This window comes from Mesorhizobium sp. M0500, from assembly GCF_040321165.1.
Classification (GTDB): Bacteria; Pseudomonadota; Alphaproteobacteria; order Rhizobiales; family Rhizobiaceae; genus Mesorhizobium.
Window position 1 is genome coordinate 277,882 of record NZ_JAMYRB010000001.1, and the last position, 17,778, is coordinate 295,659.

Sequence of the window (17,778 nt, forward strand, 5' to 3'; positions counted from 1 at the left end):
TGTCACCATCTGTCATCAGCAGCCAAAATCGTGCCTTGACAGGTGATGGTTTTCAATTTACGAGTGACGAAATTCTAAATTCGTCAGTCGTAAATTTGGCCAACGAGATGCTTGAAACCCTAGACACCACCGCCGATTCCGCCCGCCAGGAAAATGTCACGCGCATCCTGGATTGCGCGGAGCGATTGTTTCGCCACTACGGCTACGGCAAGACCAACGTCGCCGACATTGCGCGCGAACTCGGCATGTCGACTGCCAACATCTATCGCTTCTTCGCCTCCAAGGTGGAAATCCACCAGGCGGTTTGCGGCCGCATGCTCGAGACCTGCTACCGGTTGAGCTACGAGGCCTGCCATGGTTCCGGCACCGCCAGCGAAAAGCTCCGCCGCTACGTGCATACGCACTACCAGTGGACGCTCGAGACCATGATCGACCAGGAGAAGGTGCACGAGATGGTCATCGTCGCCATCGAGCGCGACTGGCACGTCATCGAAAAGCACATCGACAGCATCCATGAACTGGTCGCGGAAGTGATCCGCGAGGGAATCGCTACCGGCGAGTTCGTCGATCAGGATCCGGTGATCGCTTCCCGGTGCTTCGGCGCTGCCATTATCAGCCTCTGTCATCCGCAGATGATGGCCCAGTGCCTCGCCAAGAAGAACCGGGCGACGCCGGACGAGCTTACCGAGTTTGCCATCAGAGCCTTGAAGAAATGACCGTTGCCGCCCGTCGGGCGGCGATACCGGCAATTCATCCCCACAGTTCGGGAGTACGAAAAGTGTCTTTGTCCAAGTCCATCACCTACAGGCGACCGGCCGCCGGCCTAGCATTGATTATGGTTGTCGCTCTCGGCCTCGCCGGCTGCTCGCAGGAGAAAGCCGAGGTCACCGAGATCATCCGCCCGGTCAAGGTGGTCGAGATCGCTAAGGCGAGCGATACCCGTCAGCTTTCCTATTCCGGATCGGTGCGTGCCCGCACCGAGATGAATCTCGGTTTTCGCATCAACGGCAAGATCACCGAGCGCCTTGTCGACATCGGTGACCGCGTCAAGCCGGGCGACGTTCTCGCCCGCATCGATCCCACCGACTACGAGCTTTCGGTGAGAAGCGCTCAGGCCAGCCTCGATGCTGCCGACCGTCAGGTCGAGACAGTCGAGCTTACGCGCAAGCGGGCCGAACAGCTCTACGCCAAGAATTTCGCGCCGAAGTCGCAGCTCGAGCAGGCGACGCTCGCCTATAATCAGGCTGTCGCCACGCGAGACTCCGCCCGCTCGCAGCTTGCCCAGGCACAGAACCAGGTCCGCTATACCGATCTCAAGGCGGACAAGAACGGCATCGTCACTGCCGTTGCCGCCGATGTCGGCCAGGTGGTCGGCTCCGGCACGCCGGTGGTGACCGTTGCCATCGACGGCGAGAAGGAAGTCCTGATCGCTGTTCCGGAAACCGATATCGCCGAATTCAAGCCGGGCAAGACCGTCAAGGCTGGCTTCTGGTCCGATGAGGCGCTGACGCTCGACGGCAAGGTCCGCGAAGTCGCCGGCAGCGCCGATCCGCAGTCGCGCACCTTTGCCGTTCGCGTCAGCCTGCCCAACGATTCTCGCGTGCTGCTAGGCATGACCGCCTCCATCGAAGCCGCGGCGGACAACCGGCAGCAACTGGTGTCGATCCCGCTGGCCGCGTTGGCGCAAAAGGACAGCCAATCGATCGTCTGGACAGTCGACCGCAACGGCGGGACCGTCCATGCGCATCCGGTCAAGGTCGCCGCCTTCACCCCCGACGGCGTCAGTGTCGCCGATGGGCTGAAGCCGGGTGACGTCGTCGTCGCCGCCGGCACGCAGTTCATGACCGAGAATCTGAAAGTCAAGCTGACCGGTGATGCGGCGCAACAGTCGGCGTCGGCCGATGACGCTGCAAGGCGCTTGCGCTGACGGCCAGGCAATTCACGGTTTCCGGGCGGCAGGCGCCCCCGATTTTCGAGATCTCAGGTCGATGTAACCCCCACGTCGATCCTCGCGTCCCACCGCGATGTAGATCTCTCAACTCGGAAAGCCACGCCGCCCGGAAGCCCACATCGGAAGTTCCTTGGGCATGCGAAAGCGCGTGCTCTGTTGATCAAATTGAAACGGACTGACGCCGATGACCATCGACACCAATGAAAAGCGGTCTTTCAATCTTTCGCGCTGGGCAATCGGCCATCCGAGCATTGCCCGCTTCCTGTTCGGGCTGATCATCGTGGCCGGTGCGCTCGGCCTGATGCGCATGGGCCAAAAGGAAGACCCCGATTTCACCTTCCGCGTCATGGTCGTCCAGGCGATCTGGCCAGGCTCCTCGATCAAGGAGATGGAGGACCAGGTCGTCAACAAGATCGAGCGCAAGCTGCAGGAAACGCCGCACCTCGATTTCGTCCGCTCCTACACCCGCGCCGGCAGCGCCATCATCACCTTGCAGGTCAAGGGCGACACCAATCCGGCGCAGGTCGCCGATGCTTTCTATCAGGTGCGCAAGAAGGTCGGCGATATCGCCAATGAGCTGCCGCAGGGGCTGCTCGGGCCCTACTTCAATGACGAATTCGGCGACACGTTCATCACCCTGCATTCGATCAGCGGCGACGGCTACAGCTATCCCGAGCTGAAGAAATTCGCCATCCAGGCGCGTGACATGCTGCTGACGACGCCCGGTGTCGAGAAGGCCGTGATCATCGGCGACCAGCCGGAAAAACTCTACATCGACGTTTCATCCAAGGCGCTTGCCGAACGTGGCCTGACGTTGACCGACCTGCAGAATGCGATCCGAGGCCAGAACAATGTCGATCCGGCAGGTTCGGTCGACACCGGCCAGCGTTCGGTGCGCATTTCGGTCGAGGGCGATGTCACCAGGGCGGCCGACATCCGCGAGCTTCGCCTGCGCGCCGGCAACCAGGTGACGCGCCTCGGCGACATCGCCACCGTGACCTCGGGCCTCGAGGATCCGTACCAGCGCAAGTACCGTTTCAACGGACACGACAGCGTCCAGCTCGGCGTCGTCATGGCCAAGGGCTTCAACGTCACCGACGTCGGCAAGGACGTCGAAGCGACCTACAAGCGCTTCGAAGAGGCGCTGCCCTATGGCGTTTCGGTCGATCAGATTTCCGACCAGCCGCATGTCGTGAAGGAGGCGGTGAGCGAGTTCATGGAAGCGCTCGGCGAAGCGCTGCTGATCGTGCTTTTCGTATCGTTCCTGTCGATCGGCTGGCGCTCGGGCCTGGTGATCGCGATCGTCATTCCGCTGGTCCTGGCGGCCACGTTCGCCATAATGTACGAGCTCGGCATCGACCTGCAGCGCATTTCGCTCGGCGCGCTGATCATCGCTCTTGGGCTCTTGGTCGACGACGCGATGATCGTCGTCGAAATGATGGAGCGAAAACTAGAGGAAGGCTTGGTCAAGGTCGAGGCGGCGAGCTTCGCCTACTCCTCGACCGCTTTCCCGATGCTGACCGGCACGCTGATCACGACGGCAGGCTTCATCCCCGTCGGGTTCGCTGCCTCGACCGCCGGCGAATATGTGCGCACCCTGTTTTACGTCGTCGGCATCGCGCTGATCGTGTCCTGGTTCGCGGCGGTCTATTTCACGCCATGGCTCGGCCACATGATCCTGAAGCAGCGCAAGCACGCCGGCAACCATCACGATGTCTTCGACACGCGCTTCTACCGCCGTCTTCGCTCGACCGTTGCATGGGCGGTGCGCCACCGCATCATCGTGCTGGTAATGACGCTGATGACGTTTGCCACCAGCCTGTGGGCGTTCCAGTTCATCCCGCAGAATTTCTTCCCGCAATCGTCGCGCCCGGAAATCCTTGTCGACCTCTGGCTGCCGGAAGGCACCAGCATCAAGGAAGTCGAGACCCAGGCCAAGGCGCTCGAAGCCAGGATGATGGACGACAAGGACAAGCGCTTCATCGCCACCTATGTCGGCGAAGGCGCGCCGCGCTTCTTCCTGCCGCTCGACCAGCAGCTTCGCAACCCGAACTTCGCCCAGCTTCTGGTGATGGCCAATGACGAACCGGCCCGCGAGCGGCTGATCGTCAAGCTGCGCACCATCCTGGCCGAGGATTTCCCATCGATCCGCGCCAAGGTCGACCGCCTGTTCCTCGGTCCGCCGACCGGCTGGCCGGTGCAGATGCGCGTCATGGGTCCGGATCGCCAGGAGGTGCGCCGCATCGCCGACGAGGTGAAGGCGAAGTTCCAGGCAAATCCGCTGCTCGGCGCCATCCACGACGACTGGCTGGAGCCGGTGCCGACGATGAAGCTGGTGATCGACCAGGATCGCGCCCGTGCTCTCGGCGTCACCTCGCAGCGCATCCGCCAGATGCTGCAGGCGGCCATGTCGGGAGCGCCGCTCGATGACTTCCGCGACGGCGAGGAGACGGTTTCGATCGTCGCCCGTGAGCCGGAGGCAAGCCGTCACCTGCTGTCGGCGGTCGACTCCGTCTACATCCCGACCGATTTCGGTGGCTCCGTGCCGCTGTCGCAGGTCGCCAAGGTGGTCCCGGTGCTGGAGCAAGGCGTCGAATGGCGGCGCGACCGCTTGCCGACCATCAGCGTACGCGCCACGCTGCCGGACGGCGTGCAGCCGAACGATGTCGCCATGAAGATGTACAGCGACATGCAGGGCCTGCGCGCCAGCCTCGCCCCCGGCTACAAGATCGAGATCCAGGGCGGCGCCGAGGATGCGGCCGAAAGCCAGGCCTCGATTGCGGCGAAAGCGCCGATCATGCTGGCCGTCATCGTCGTGCTGCTGATGATCCAGCTGCAGCATTTCGGCAAGGCCATGCTGGTGCTGGCGACCGGTCCGCTCGGCATCATCGGCGCGGCGGCGGCACTTTTGATCAGCGGCGCGCCGTTCGGCTTCGTCGCCATCCTCGGTGTCATCGCCCTGCTCGGCATCATCATGCGCAACTCGATCATCCTGGTCGATCAGATCGATCAGGACATCGCCGCCGGCGTAGAGCGTTCCGAGGCCATCATCGGCTCGGCGGTGCGCCGGTTCCGGCCGATCGTGCTGACGGCGCTGACGGCGGTGCTGGCGCTGATCCCGATCTCGCGCGGCGTCTTCTGGGGGCCGCTCGCCTACGCCATGATGGGCGGCATTCTCGTCGCCACGGTGCTGACCATCCTTGTCCTGCCGGCAGCCTATGCGCTGTTCTTCGGCAGGGAGCGCAAGAAGGTGGTGGCAACGGAAGAGGCGGCCAAGGTGGCAGAAGAAAGCGAAAGGCCGCAACTGGCCCTGGCGGCCGAATAGAGCTGTTGGCAAATGTGACCTCCGGCGGTTTAATCCGCCCACCAGGCGTAGGCGCCGGAGGAGGACGGTCATGACCATGGCTCAGACAAAGGCACCGCTGCGGCTGCCGATCGACGGGCGCCATCGCCAGATGTTCATCGGCGGCGGCTGGGTCGATGCCCGCTCCGGCCGGACCATGGAGAGCCGCAATCCCGCCACCGGCGCGGTCATCGCCACGGTGCCGCGCGCCGACCGCCAGGACATCGACTTGGCGGTGACTGCTGCGCGCAAGGCGTTCGAGGGCCCGTGGAGCCGGTTCAAGCCTTATGAGCGGCAGGTGCTGCTGCTGAGGATCGCCGACCTCTTCGAAAAGCACTGGGAAGAGATCAGCCGCTCCGACACCACCGACATGGGCATGCCGATCATACGCACCCGCGCCAATCGCAACCGCGTCATCGGCATGCTGCGCTACTATGCCGGCATGGCGACGGCGCTGCACGGCGAGACGATCGACAACTCGCTGCCCGGCGAAATCGTCTCTTTCACCCGCAAGGAGCCGGTCGGCGTCGTCGGCGCCATCATTCCCTGGAACGCGCCAACGGCGGCGTCGATCTGGAAGATCGGGCCGGCGCTGGCGACCGGCTGCACCATCGTGCTGAAGCCGTCGGAAGAGGCGCCGCTGACGCCACTTTTGATCGCCGACATCATGAACGAGGCCGGCGTGCCGGCCGGCGTCGTCAACATCGTCACCGGCACCGGCACCGAGGCAGGTGCCGCACTCGCCGAGCATATGGGCATCGACAAGATCGTCTTCACCGGCTCGACGGCAACCGGCCAGTCGATCGTGCGGGCCTCGGCCGGCAACCTCAAGCGCGTCTCCCTGGAGCTCGGCGGCAAGTCGCCGGTCATCGTCTGCGCCGATGCCGATCTCGACAAGGCGGTGCCGGTGGCGGCGATGTCGGTGTTCGCCAATTCCGGCCAGATCTGCATCGCCGGTTCGCGCCTTTTCGTCGAACGCGCCGTCCATGACGAGTTCGTCGAGCGGCTCGCGGCATACGCCAAGGGTCTCAGGGTCGGCGACGGCATCGACCCGGCGACCGAGATCGGTCCGCTCGTCTCCGAAAAGCAGCTGCAACGGGTCACCGGTTACCTCGAGGCCGGCACCGCGGAAGGGGCGAAACTCGTCACCGGAGGCACCCGGCTTGTGGAAGGCGCGCTTGCCGCCGGCAATTTCGTCGCGCCGACCGTCTTTGCCGGCGTCTCGGACAACATGAAGATCGCCCGTGAGGAGATATTCGGGCCGGTGATTTCAGCCTTGCCGTTCGATACGCTGGACGAGGCGGTCGAGCGGGCCAACAACACGCCTTACGGCCTGGCTGCAGGGGTCTTCACCCAAAATCTCGCCACCGCCCACCAGCTGTCGCGCAAGATCCGCGCCGGCTCGGTCTGGGTCAATACCTATCACGCCATCGATCCGGCCGTGCCCTTCGGCGGCTACAAGATGAGCGGCTACGGCCGCGAGGGCGGCGCCGAGCACCTCGCTGAGTATCTCAACACCAAGGGCGTGTTCATCAAGATCGATTGATCGGTCCGCCGCCCGCACAAAAAATGCTCCCCGACGCCGGTTTTGCAAAACAGAATTCCTTCCCATGGCCGCAAAGCCATCCCATGCTCGAGCAATTGGAGCGTTACGCTCGTCGTCATCGGTGCGTTTTTCCATGGCAGAAAATCGACAATTGCGGCTTGGCGCTTTCATGCGGCCCGTCAGCCTTCATACCGGCGCCTGGCGCTACCCGGGCGCCTATCCCGACGCCAACTTCAATTTCGCGCATCTCAACCACTTCGCGCAAAGGCTGGAAGCGGCGAAGTTCGACGCCTTCTTCATGGCCGACCACCTGGCCGTGCTCAACATGCCGATCGAGGCGCTGCGGCGCAGCCACACGGTCACGTCCTTCGAGCCGTTCACGCTGTTGTCGGCGCTTGCCGCCGTCACCGATCGTATCGGGCTGATCGCAACCGCCTCGACGACGTTCGACGCGCCGTACCACATCGCCCGTCGTTTCGCCTCTCTCGACCATATCAGCGGCGGGCGCGCCGGCTGGAATATCGTCACCACATCCAATCCCGACGCCGCGCTGAATTTCGGCCTCGACGAGCATGTCGAGCACAACGAGCGCTATCGCCGGGCGCGGGAGTTTTATGATGTCGTCACCGGCCTGTGGGACAGTTTTGCCGACGATGCCTTCATCCGCGACGCCGAAAGCGGGCTCTATTTCGATCCGGCGAAGCTGCATGTGCTCGACCACAAGGGCGAATATCTTTCGGTGCGGGGACCGCTCAATATCGCGCGGCCGGTGCAGGGCTGGCCGGTCATCGTGCAGGCCGGCGCGTCGGAGGCCGGACGGCAGCTCGCCGCGGAAACGGCCGAGGTGATCTTCGCCGCCCATGCCGATCTCGCCTCGGGGCAGCGCTTCTTTGCCGACGTCAAGGAACGTGCGCAAAAACTTGGCCGGTCGCGCGACGACATCAAGATCCTGCCCGGCGCCTTCGTCATTGTCGGCGAGACTGTCGAGGAGGCGCAGACGAAGCGGGCCAAGCTCGACAGCCTCGTCTACTACGAGAGCGGCGTCGCCTCGCTGTCGATCGCGCTCGGCCACGACGCGTCGCGGTTCGATCCGGATTCAGTCTTGCCCGAAATCCCGGAAAGCAACGCCAGCAAGAGCGGCCGCGAGCGCGTCATCGAACTGGCGCGCAAGGAAAACCTGACCGTCAGGCAGCTTGCGCAGCGGCTGGGCGGCTATTCCGGTCTTGCCTTCGTCGGCACTTCGAAAACCATCGCCGACGAGATGGAGGAATGGCTAGTCACCGAAGGCTCGGACGGGTTCAACGTCATGTTCCCCTATCTTCCCGCCGGATTGGATGATTTCGTCGAGAAAATCGTGCCCGAATTGCAGCGGTGCGGCATTTTCAGGAGCGAATACGAAGGATCGACCCTGCGCGAAAATCTTGGCCTGAAGCGGCCGCCAAACCGGTTCTTCCAACCTGAGACGGCAGCGATCCGCAAAGCTGGTTAGAACCGGTAATGATTTTAGACCGTGGCAAGCATCCGTTCTTTTCGTTCGGTCCGAATGTCCATAGGGTCATGAGCAGCGGGCTGGCAGCCCGAAATCGTCGCGAGGGCTTTGCATCATGACCAATCCGGCCGTTGTCGGTTTCTCAGGCAATTTCACCCGGCCGTCCAAGACGCGCGGCTTCGTCGATCGTATCGTGAACGAGGTAGCCGGCAGATATGGCCTGGCCGCCAGCACGCATGACGTCGTCGACCTCGGCCCCAGCCTCGGTGGCGCCAGATGGGCGCGTGAACTGGATGCGCAAGCGGGCGATATCCTCAAGTGCGTCGTCGCGGCGGACGTGCTCGTCGTTGGCTCGCCCACCTACAAGGGCAGCTACACCGGCCTGTTCAAGCACTTCTTCGATCTTGTCGACCCAACGGCGCTCAGGGGCAAGCCGGTGGTGCTGCTGGCGACCGGCGGCGGCGACCGGCATGCGCTGATCATCGAGCACCAGCTGAGGCCGCTGTTCGGCTTCTTCGAGGCCTTTACGCTGCCGACCGCGATCTACGCTTCGGACAGGGATTTCATCGACGGCGTGCTTGCGTCCGAGACGATCCAGGCGCGCGTCGGACAGGTGCTCGAGGATATCGGTGCAGCGCTTGGCGGTCGCTCCCGCGCAGGCACCGCTGCCGAATAGCCCCTAAAAAGAAAAACCCGCCTCGGCGGCGGGTCTCGGGGCGAATCAGCACCATATCGAGATTAGTAGCATAGCTGCCGGCACAAAGCAAGAACAAAATGCAGGGATCGAGCGCGCCTTGCGCGCCCGATCCCTCAAGGCAAGCCGTCAGATGACGAACAGCCAGTTGGCGAGCAGCATCACCACGACGCCGGCGACCAGCGTCAGATAGGGCAGCATCCCCGCCTTTTTCACCGCAAGGTCGGACGAGCTCATGCCGAGATCGGCCAGCATGTGGTCGGGGAATTTGCCCTTGTCCTGGATGTAGTGCCGGAAGCAGAACACCGGGATGATCAAGGCTGCCGTGATCAGCCCGGCCCACAATGCCATCGGGTTCCACACCTTGGCGCCGGCGCCCATGAAGACCGCGTTGACATAGGCAAAGATGGCGCCGAGGCCGAGTACCCAGCTCGGCGCCTTCCATGGCCGCGCGATGTGGCCATTGTCGATGCGGTGGATCCAGCCGGCATTGAGATTAAGGAAGTTGAAGATGATGTAGCCGCAATTCGACACCGCCAGGATGAAGAAGAAGCTCGTTGCGTCGGCCGAGGCGATGGCCAGCACGATCAGGTTGAAGATCAGGTCGGTCCACATCGCCCGCGTCGGGGCGCCGTGCTCGTTGACATGGCTGAGATAGCGCGGCAGCCAGCCGTCGACCGAACCTTGATAGAGCGTGCGCGAGGAGCCGGCCATCGCCGTCATGATGCAGAGCACCAGCGCCAGGATCATCAGCATCACCAGCAGGCTGTGGATCAGCTGTCCGCCGCCGACCATGCCGGCCAGCGCATCGGCAACGCCGGAGCCGTCGACGATCGGCGTCGCCAGCATGCCGTTCAAGCCGAGCACGCCCTGGAAGGTGAACGGCACCAGGATGAACAGCAGCATGCACAACAGGCCGGAGTAGAAGATCGCCTTGAAGGTATCGGTGCCCGGGTTTTTGAACTCGGAGGTGTAGCAGACCGCGGTCTCGAAGCCGTAGGTCGACCATGCCGCGATGAACATGCCGCCGAGCACCAGCGTCCAGCCGGCGATGTTCCACGCGCCGGCCTCCGGCGCATAGGCGGCGGCGAGCGGCACCAGCGGCGAAAAATTTGCCCAGTTGATCTGGCCGGTGACGATCGGCACCACGCCGACGATGAGCATCGGGATGATCACCAGCAGGCCGATATATTTCTGCACGTTGGCCGTGCCCAGGATGCCGCGATGCTGGATCGAGAAGATGATCAGCATCAGCACCGCGCCGATGAAGAAGGTGGCGTTGAAGGTGAAGGAAACCGGGCCAAGCGTGTGACCGTAGAGCGTCCAGTTACGGATCGCCGGCGTCGCCGCCGCGGTGACCGCGGTGATGGCGTCAGCGGCGCTGGTTCCGGCATGGGCCGCAATATAGGCGGCGACTTCCGGCGAAGTGTCGGTGAACAGCGGCACCGGCGCCAGTGCGTTGAGGATATAGGCGGCGGCGATCGAGCAGCCGAGCGACAGAACCGGCGACCAGGCGAACCAGTTGCACCACACCGAAAGCGGCGCGATGAATTTCGAATAGCGCAGCCATGCGGTGGCGCCGTAGACCGAGGCGCCGCCGGATTTGTTCGGGAACAGCCCGGCGATCTCCGCATAGGTGAAGGACTGCAGGAAGCCCATGACCATGGATACGGCCCAGATCAGGAAGGCCAGTGTTCCGGTGGTGCCGGCGATGCCGCCGATCGAAAACAGGACAAGGGCCGGAACGCCGCTTGCCACCCAGAAGGCGCCGCGCCAATCGATGTTCCGGTGCAGCTGCCCTTCGGCAGGCGGCACCAAGGTGGTGACTATCGTGCTCATTTACGTGGATTCCCCATTTTTGATGTTCCCCATCGGCAACAGCCGCAATCTCGCGAGGCGTCATCGACGCTCACGTTGAACGGCCCCAGGCGTTTTCCGCTCAGTAGTATTTTTTTCTTAGCAGTGAAGATTGACCCAACGCGCTTTCACGTCAAGCGCTTTGTGACGCTGTGCACATTGCGCTTGTGAAACAGTCGAGCTTCGCTGGCGCTGCCCAAGGGTGCGGTCTGTCCTTCTCCCCTTGTGGGAGAAGGTGGCCGAGCGAAGCTCGGTCGGATGAGGGGTGTTCCAGCTTGGCAAAACCGCACTTCGTCCAGCACCCCTCAACCGTCTTGGCGCTGCGCGCCAATCCACCTTCTCCCACAAGGGGAGAAGGGAAGAACCAGGAAGCGTCGGTCAGGAGCGCGGCCTGTTCTTTTGCGGGTCGTAATGGGCGAAGGCGACGACGCGCGCCGGCAGCCGCTTGCTGTGGCCGTCGAGCTTGCCGATCTCGACCTCGGTGCCGATCGCCGAATGCGCGACGTCGAGCCTGGCCAGCGCGATGGTCTTGTTCAGCACCGGCGAGCGCATGCCGGAGGTGACGACGCCGATCTGGGCCCGGCCGACATGCACGCAATCGCCGTGGCCGACCGCGATATTGGCGTCGATGTCGAGGCCGACCAGCTTCTTCTGCGGGTTTTCCTTGCGCCGGATCAGCGCCTCGCGGCCGATGAAATCGTCGCTCTTGGTCTTCAGCGGTACGGTGAAGCCGATGCCGGCCTCGAACGGATCCGTCTGGTCGGAAAACTCGTGAGCAGCAAAGATCAGCCCGGCCTCGATGCGCACCATATCGAGCGCCTGCAGCCCCATCGGCTTCAGGCCGTGCGGCTGGCCGGCCTGCCAGATCGCGTCGAAGACCTTTTCGGCGTCGCGCGGATGGCACCAGATCTCGTAGCCGAGCTCGCCGGTGTAACCGGTGCGCGAGACAACGACCGGAATGCCGTTGCCGCCGCCGATGCGGGCAACGGCGAAACGGAACCATTCGAGTTCGTCGATCGACGGCTGCAGCGGCGAGGTCCAGATGATCTGCCGCAGGACGTCGCGGCTTTTCGGCCCCTGCACGGCAACATTGTGCATCTGGTCGGTCGACGAGCGCACCAGCACGTTGAGGCCGAGCTTTGTCGCCGTCTCGCGCAGCCATTCGCCGGATAGATCGTCGCCGCCGACCCAGCGGAAATTATCCTTGCCGAGCTTGAGCAGCGTGCCGTCGTCGATCATGCCGCCATGCTCGTAGCACATGGCGGAATAGACGACCTGGCCGACGCCGAGCTTCTTGATGTCGCGGGTCAGCGTGTATTGCAGCAGCGCCTCGGAGTCCGGCCCGGTGACCTCGAACTTGCGCAGCGGCGACAGGTCCATGATCACGGCGTCCTGCCGGCAGGCCCAGTATTCATCGATCGGGCCTTGCCTGGCGAAGGAATTGGCCAGCCAATAGCCCTTGTACTCGACGAAGTTGCGGGTGTGCTTGGCAAAGCTCGAATGAAAGGCGGTCTCGCGGGTCATTTTCGGTTCCGAATCGGGCGTCATGCGTCTGGCGATCGCTCGCGAGAATTTGTGCTGGCCGGGATAGGTTCGCACATGGATGTCGGTCAGGTTCCAGCCATTGGCCGGCGTCGTATCGTCGGGGCAGGCGGACGAGACGCAGACGATGTCCGTGAGCGCCCTGAGTAGCACATAGTCGCCCGGCCGCGACCACGGCTCGTCCGATACCACGACGCCATGCGCGTCGATGGCCGTGTTGAAGAAGAAGTTGATCGCCATCCAGCCGGCGCGAGGCGTGACACCCTTGTCGGCCAGCGCGTGGTTGAAATTCTCCGAGCAGTTGGGATGGCCGGGATAACCGATGTCGTCGTAATATTTGGCCGCGCAGGCGAGCGCGAATGCATCGTGGCGGCCGCAAGTGTCCTGCACAACCTCGACCAGCGGCTCCATGTCCTGGTCGTAGTATTTCGAGTGCAGACCGGGCATCGGATAGCTCGAACCCATCAGCGTGCGCGTCGTCGTCACGTCGAGCGGATGATCGCGGCCCTTGTCCAGCTTGCGCGCCGAAAAGCACTGGAAGTCGGTGCATTGGCGCCCGTCGACATCGATGATCTGCAGATAGTCGCCCGCCTTGACGAAGTAGGCCTCCGCCGTCGCCGAATGGACGCGCAGGTCGAGCACGGGATCGGCCAGCGGGTCGGCAAGCCTGGATTTCGCCGCAGGGCGGATGGTGGCGCGGCGGACGATGACGCTAAGCGGCGTCGCCGTATCGTGGCCGTCGACCAGCATCGGCCCGCCGGGCGCGGCAATCAGCATCGACCCATCGCGGGCGACGGTAAAAGCCTGTTCGGTACCGGCAGGGGTGGCGCCGCCGAAAACGCGAACCGCCTTCGCCTGGTCGAGCTGCACCTGGCGCCGCTCGAGCCCCCGGCGCAAGGATGCGAGGCTGTCGTCGCCTTCGGCCAGCAGCGCCTTGATGCCGGCGGCATTGCTGTTCGATTTCTCGCCGAGAATGCCGGGATCGGTCGCGTCGCTGCTGTCCCATGCCAGCAGCTCGCAGGCCTGCCCGCCCTCGACATCGCGCACGGTGACAATGTCGCCGGCCTCGACCTCGATCAGCATCGCGCCATTGCCCTGAACCGAGTAGCGCTCCATCCCGGCCGGCAGCGTAATCTGGCCTGGCCGCAGGATCAGGCTCGGCCGGGGCGGTCCGGCGACGACGGGGTAGGGCGACTGGCTCATCTCAACCTTGGTTTCGAGAAACAAGTTTGCCTGTGTGTAAAATTATTTTAGCGAGAAGAATAGCAGGGGGATCGGGTTTGGCAAGGTGAAGGTGGCACAAGCTCCCCCTTCTCCCCTTGTGGGAGAAGGTGTCGCCGAAGGCGACGGATGAGGGGTGTCCCAGGGAACGCCAGCCTCTCACTCCGCTGGAACACCCCTCATCCGTCTCGGCGTTGCGCGCCGATCCACCTTCTCCCACAAGGGGAGAAGGGAAGACGCGCCAAGGCTATGCCAACTCCTCGTTGTGGCTGATCTCGACGCCATACTCGGCGGCAGCGTCCAGCATCGTATGCCACAGGCTTTCCGCGAAGGTGGCGAACACCAGAAGATTGAACACCGCCTGTCCGTCCGGCCGGTCATTGCCACGCCAGAGATTGATGCTGGTGTGATCGACCGAGGTCGCCGCAGCGGTGCCGGCCGGGAACGCCGCGGGGTGCAGGTCTAGCGACGACAGTTTGGCCAGCATCGCGCGCGCCTTTTCTCCGGAAACGCTGATCAGCGCGCGGGCATGCGACTGGTCGGACAACGAGGCGGATTGCGCAAACGCCTGGCTCAGCGGTTCGCTCGGGTGCTTGCCGCCATTGGACAGGACCAGGAACTGATCCGGTCCCGACCAGATCAGCGTAGCGTCGGGAGTTTGGGTCGCCTTGGGCGTTTCCGGGGCGGCAACGCCGAAGCGGGTTTCGGCGGCCTTCCCCAGTTCTGCCGCTTTGCCGCGCCGCGCCATCACCTGGATCAGGTCGAAATTGCGGATCTCGGTGAGCGATACGCCGGCCGCCGTGCCGCGCGCGCCATAGGCGCCGACAACAAGCGCTTTCTCCAGCGGACTGCGGGCAATCCAGGAAAACTCAGCCACGCTGGCGCCCTCCATCCGGATCGTAGAAGACGGGACTGCACAGCTCGACGTCGTAGTCTTCGCCGCGCAGCGGGTCATGCGCATGGACGATTTCGCCGATGCGCTCGCGCCCGCGCTCAACCAGTGCCAACCCAATCCACTGGTCGAGCGTCGGCGAGAAGCAGACCGAGGTGACGTAGCCCTGGTCGTTATCGGGACCGGGCGTCTCGCCCTTCGGGATGATATGCGCGCCGGAACGCAGGCGGCGCGTCTTGTCGACCGGCTTGATGCCGACCACGACCTGGCGGTCCGGCGCAATCAGCGCCTCGCGCCCGGCCATGACGCGGCCGATGAAATCTTTCTTGCTGGACATCATCTTGCCCAACCCGAGGTCGGCGGCGGTCGTCGTGCCGTTCAGCTCCGGGCCGGCGACATGGCCCTTTTCGATGCGCATGACGCCGAGCGCCTCGGTACCGTAGGGCGTAACGCCGAACGGCTTGCCGGCCAGCATCAAATTGCGCACCAGCGCCTCGCCATAGCGGGCGGGAACCGAAATCTCGAACGCCATTTCGCCCGAAAACGAGATGCGGAACAGCCGCGCCTTGATGCCACCGCGAAGCGCGACTTCCCGCGCCCCCATGAACGGAAAACCTTCGTTCGACAAATCCTCGGACGGAGCGACGATTTCCCGGAGCAGGTCACGGGTCTTCGGCCCGGCGATCGAGAATTGCGCCCACTGGTCCGAGACGGATGTCAGCTGAACGTCGAATTCGGGGAACAGCACCTGCCGGCAGAATTCGAGATGCTGCATCACCAGCCCGGCCTTGGCGGTGGTGGTGGTCAGGAAATAGTGGTCCTCGGCCAGCCGTGACGTCGTGCCGTCGTCATAGACGATGCCGTCCTCGCGCAGCATCAGCCCGTAGCGGGCTTTGCCGACGGCGAGACTGGAGAAGGTGTTGATGTAGACGCGGTCGAGAAAGGCGCCGGCATCCGGGCCGTGCACGTCGATCTTGCCGAGCGTCGAGACATCGCAGAAGCCGACTCCGGAGCGCACCGCCTTGACCTCGCGGGTGACCGATTCCAGCCAGTCCTTTTCGCCGGCGCGCGGATACCATTGCGCGCGCTTCCACAGGCCGGTGTCGACGAAGATCGCGCCCTGTTCGGCCGCCCAGTGATGCGATGGCGTCAGCCGCGTCGCATGGAAATTCTCGTCACGGTGATGGCCGGCGAAGGCGCCGATGGCGACCGGCACATAGGGCGGGCGGTAGATCGTCGTGCCGGTTTCGGGGATCGATTTGCCGCTGATTGCCGCCATGATGGCGAGACCGGCGACGTTCGAGGTCTTGCCCTGGTCGGTGGCCATGCCGAGCGTCGTATAGCGCTTGAGATGCTCGACCGATTCGAAACCTTCGCGCTGCGCCAGTTCGATGTCGGACGCGGTCACGTCATGCTGGTAATCGACGAAGGCTTTCCCTTTGCCGGCCACATACCAAAGCGGCGTCAGCGAAAACGCCTCGCTGTCGGCGACCGGCGATGTGCCGGCATTGCCGCTGCGTCCAGCACTCTGCGCTGCCGCAGCACCCGCGGCAAAGCCCTGGCGCAGGCAGTCGCCCAGCCCGAAGGCGCCGTTGGCGGCGCCGGCGGCCACCATGCCGGGCGGCGCACCATCCGGCACGAAGGCTGCGATATCGTCCTGCCATTTCGGCCGGCCGCGATGATAGGAGGTCAGCCCGACCGCCGGATTCCAGCCGCCGGACACGGCAAGCCCGTCGGCTTCGACTTCCGCCCGTGCGCCGCCGGTCAGCGCCACCACGATTTTCCGGACCCCGTCCTTGCCGCCTTCGACGCCGCTGACCGAGCCGTTGAGCACGGCAAAGCCGCCTTTGGCGGCAAGCGCGCGATGCGCGGCGGAGACGTCCGGGCGCGCATCGACGACCGCCGCGATCTGCAAACCGGCGCCAAGCGCGGGCTCGACCGTGCGCCAGCCATCCTCATTGTTGGTGAACAGCGCGATCCTCTTGGCAGGGGTAACCGCGTAGCGCGCGACATAGGTCCGCATAGCCGAAGCCATCATCACGCCCGGCGTGTCGTTACCGGCAAAGACGATCGGCCGCTCGATGGCGCCGGCGGCGACGACGCAGCGCTTGGCCACGATCCGCCACAGCCGCTGGCGCACCTGGTGCTCGGGCGGCGAGGGCAGGTGGTCGTTGACCCGCTCGATGGCGCCATAGGTGCCGCCATCATAGACGCCGAACAATGTCGTGCGGGTCATGATGCGGACATCGGGCAGTGCGGCAAGTTCGGCCAGCGTGCGCGTAATCCATTCGGCCGCCGGCGCGCCGTCGATCATGCCGCCGTCGGCGAGCAGACGGCCGCCAAGCGCAAAATCTTCCTCGCACAGGATGACGCGGGCGCCGCCGCGCCCGGCCGCCAGTGCCGCAGCCAGCCCGGCCGGGCCGGACCCGGCAATCAGCACGTCGCAATGCGCCCACGCCTTGTCGTAATGGTCGGGATCGGCGACGCCTGCAGCGCGGCCGAGGCCGGCGGCGCGGCGAATCGTTGGCTCGTAGATCGTTTCCCAGAATTTCGCCGGCCACATGAAGGTCTTGTAGTAGAAGCCGGCGACGAAGATCGGCGCGAACAGCTGATTGACCGCCATCAGATCGTGGCGCAGCGACGGCCAGCGGTTCTGGCTGGCGGCTTCGAGCCCGTCATAGAGTTCGGCCGTGGTCGCCTTGGTGTTCGGCTCGCGCCGCGCTCCGCTGCGCAGTTCGACCAGCGCGTTGGGCTCCTCCGAACCAGCGGTCAGGATGCCGCGCGGTCGATGGTATTTGAAAGAGCGGCCGACCAGCTTGACGCCATTGGCGATCAGCGCCGAGGCCAGCGTGTCGCCTTGGAAGCCGGCAAAGCTCTTGCCGTCGAAGCGGAAGGCCAGCGGCGCGGCGCGATCGATGAGACCGCCGCTCTCCAGCCGATGTATCTGCGCGGAGCCAACCATCAGGCGCCAACCTTGGCGGCACCAACGCCGGCCGCCGGCTCGACGGAGGAAATCTCATGCCTCAGCGTGTTGCGGGCGACCTTCAGCCAGGCCCGGCAGCCGCCGCCATGGTACCAGTATTCGCTCATCGGCCCGGCGATGTTGTCGCGCAGATAGACGTAGTCGAAGACCTCGTCTTCGGTGGCGCCGGCCGCCGGACGCACCGGCTTGGCGTCGCCCAGATAGGTGAACTCGCCGAGTTCGCGTTCGCCGCAGAAGGGACAGACAATGCGCATGCTTCT

Annotated in this window: 11 protein-coding genes; 6 read left to right on the plus strand and 5 right to left on the minus strand. The window is 64.2% G+C overall.

The window, feature by feature from the left end:
* Window positions 1-107 precede the first annotated feature (107 nt).
* The 6 genes from NKI70_RS01445 to msuE all read left to right on the plus strand — a co-directional run bounded on the left by NKI70_RS01445 (window position 108) and on the right by msuE (window position 9,005).
* Window positions 108-716 (plus strand): TetR/AcrR family transcriptional regulator, encoded by a 609-nt coding sequence (locus NKI70_RS01445; RefSeq protein WP_352724304.1) that lies wholly within the window; start codon window positions 108-110, stop codon window positions 714-716.
* 62 nt (window positions 717-778) lie between these two features.
* Entirely contained in the window at window positions 779-1,927 is a 1,149-nt protein-coding gene (locus NKI70_RS01450) for an efflux RND transporter periplasmic adaptor subunit (protein WP_023675997.1), read from the plus strand.
* Between the two features lie 208 nt (window positions 1,928-2,135).
* A complete protein-coding gene (locus tag NKI70_RS01455) occupies window positions 2,136-5,276 on the plus strand; it encodes an efflux RND transporter permease subunit (RefSeq protein ID WP_352697887.1) in 3,141 nt (1,046 codons plus the stop codon).
* Between the two features lie 70 nt (window positions 5,277-5,346).
* Window positions 5,347-6,840: an aldehyde dehydrogenase family protein gene (locus NKI70_RS01460; RefSeq protein ID WP_352697885.1), complete on the plus strand. Its 1,494-nt coding sequence runs from the start codon at window positions 5,347-5,349 to the stop codon at window positions 6,838-6,840.
* Window positions 6,841-6,973: 133 nt separating this feature from the next.
* Entirely contained in the window at window positions 6,974-8,329 is a 1,356-nt protein-coding gene (locus NKI70_RS01465; protein ID WP_352724026.1) for an LLM class flavin-dependent oxidoreductase, read from the plus strand.
* Between the two features lie 115 nt (window positions 8,330-8,444).
* Window positions 8,445-9,005, plus strand: a complete 561-nt coding sequence (gene msuE, locus NKI70_RS01470; protein ID WP_023675993.1) for an FMN reductase — start codon at window positions 8,445-8,447, stop codon at window positions 9,003-9,005.
* Window positions 9,006-9,152: 147 nt separating this feature from the next.
* Here msuE and NKI70_RS01475 read toward each other — a convergent pair whose 3' ends face one another.
* From NKI70_RS01475 to NKI70_RS01495, 5 genes are all read right to left on the minus strand, one after another.
* Window positions 9,153-10,862, minus strand: a complete 1,710-nt coding sequence (locus tag NKI70_RS01475; protein ID WP_023675992.1) for a trimethylamine N-oxide permease — start codon at window positions 10,860-10,862, stop codon at window positions 9,153-9,155.
* Window positions 10,863-11,258: 396 nt separating this feature from the next.
* The gene (locus NKI70_RS01480; RefSeq protein WP_352724028.1) at window positions 11,259-13,625 is read right to left on the minus strand and encodes a trimethylamine N-oxide demethylase; all 2,367 of its coding nucleotides are present in this window, start codon (window positions 13,623-13,625) and stop codon (window positions 11,259-11,261) included.
* A gap of 265 nt (window positions 13,626-13,890) precedes the next feature.
* On the minus strand, window positions 13,891-14,520 hold the full coding sequence (locus NKI70_RS01485; RefSeq protein WP_023675990.1) for a sarcosine oxidase subunit gamma: 630 nt from the start codon (window positions 14,518-14,520) through the stop codon (window positions 13,891-13,893).
* Window positions 14,513-17,497, minus strand: a complete 2,985-nt coding sequence (locus tag NKI70_RS01490) for a sarcosine oxidase subunit alpha (RefSeq protein WP_352645630.1) — start codon at window positions 17,495-17,497, stop codon at window positions 14,513-14,515. Before NKI70_RS01490 ends, NKI70_RS01485 begins: the two co-directional genes overlap by 8 nt.
* Window positions 17,497-17,772, minus strand: a complete 276-nt coding sequence (locus NKI70_RS01495) for a sarcosine oxidase subunit delta (RefSeq protein WP_023673981.1) — start codon at window positions 17,770-17,772, stop codon at window positions 17,497-17,499. The genes NKI70_RS01490 and NKI70_RS01495 overlap by 1 nt, the downstream gene beginning before the upstream one ends.
* Window positions 17,773-17,778 lie beyond the last annotated feature (6 nt).

Bases quoted from the DNA above. Each gene is read 5' to 3' on its own strand.
- NKI70_RS01445 (WP_352724304.1), top strand. From the start codon at position 108: ATGCTTGAAACCCTAGACACCACCGCCGATTCCGCCCGCCAGGAAAAT.
- NKI70_RS01455 (WP_352697887.1), top strand. From the start codon at position 2,136: ATGACCATCGACACCAATGAAAAGCGGTCTTTCAATCTTTCGCGCTGG.
- NKI70_RS01460 (WP_352697885.1), top strand. From the start codon at position 5,347: ATGACCATGGCTCAGACAAAGGCACCGCTGCGGCTGCCGATCGACGGG.
- NKI70_RS01465 (WP_352724026.1), top strand. From the start codon at position 6,974: ATGGCAGAAAATCGACAATTGCGGCTTGGCGCTTTCATGCGGCCCGTC.
- msuE (WP_023675993.1), top strand. From the start codon at position 8,445: ATGACCAATCCGGCCGTTGTCGGTTTCTCAGGCAATTTCACCCGGCCG.
- NKI70_RS01475 (WP_023675992.1), bottom strand. From the start codon at position 10,862: ATGAGCACGATAGTCACCACCTTGGTGCCGCCTGCCGAAGGGCAGCTG.
- NKI70_RS01480 (WP_352724028.1), bottom strand. From the start codon at position 13,625: ATGAGCCAGTCGCCCTACCCCGTCGTCGCCGGACCGCCCCGGCCGAGC.
- NKI70_RS01490 (WP_352645630.1), bottom strand. From the start codon at position 17,497: ATGGTTGGCTCCGCGCAGATACATCGGCTGGAGAGCGGCGGTCTCATC.
- NKI70_RS01495 (WP_023673981.1), bottom strand. From the start codon at position 17,772: ATGCGCATTGTCTGTCCCTTCTGCGGCGAACGCGAACTCGGCGAGTTC.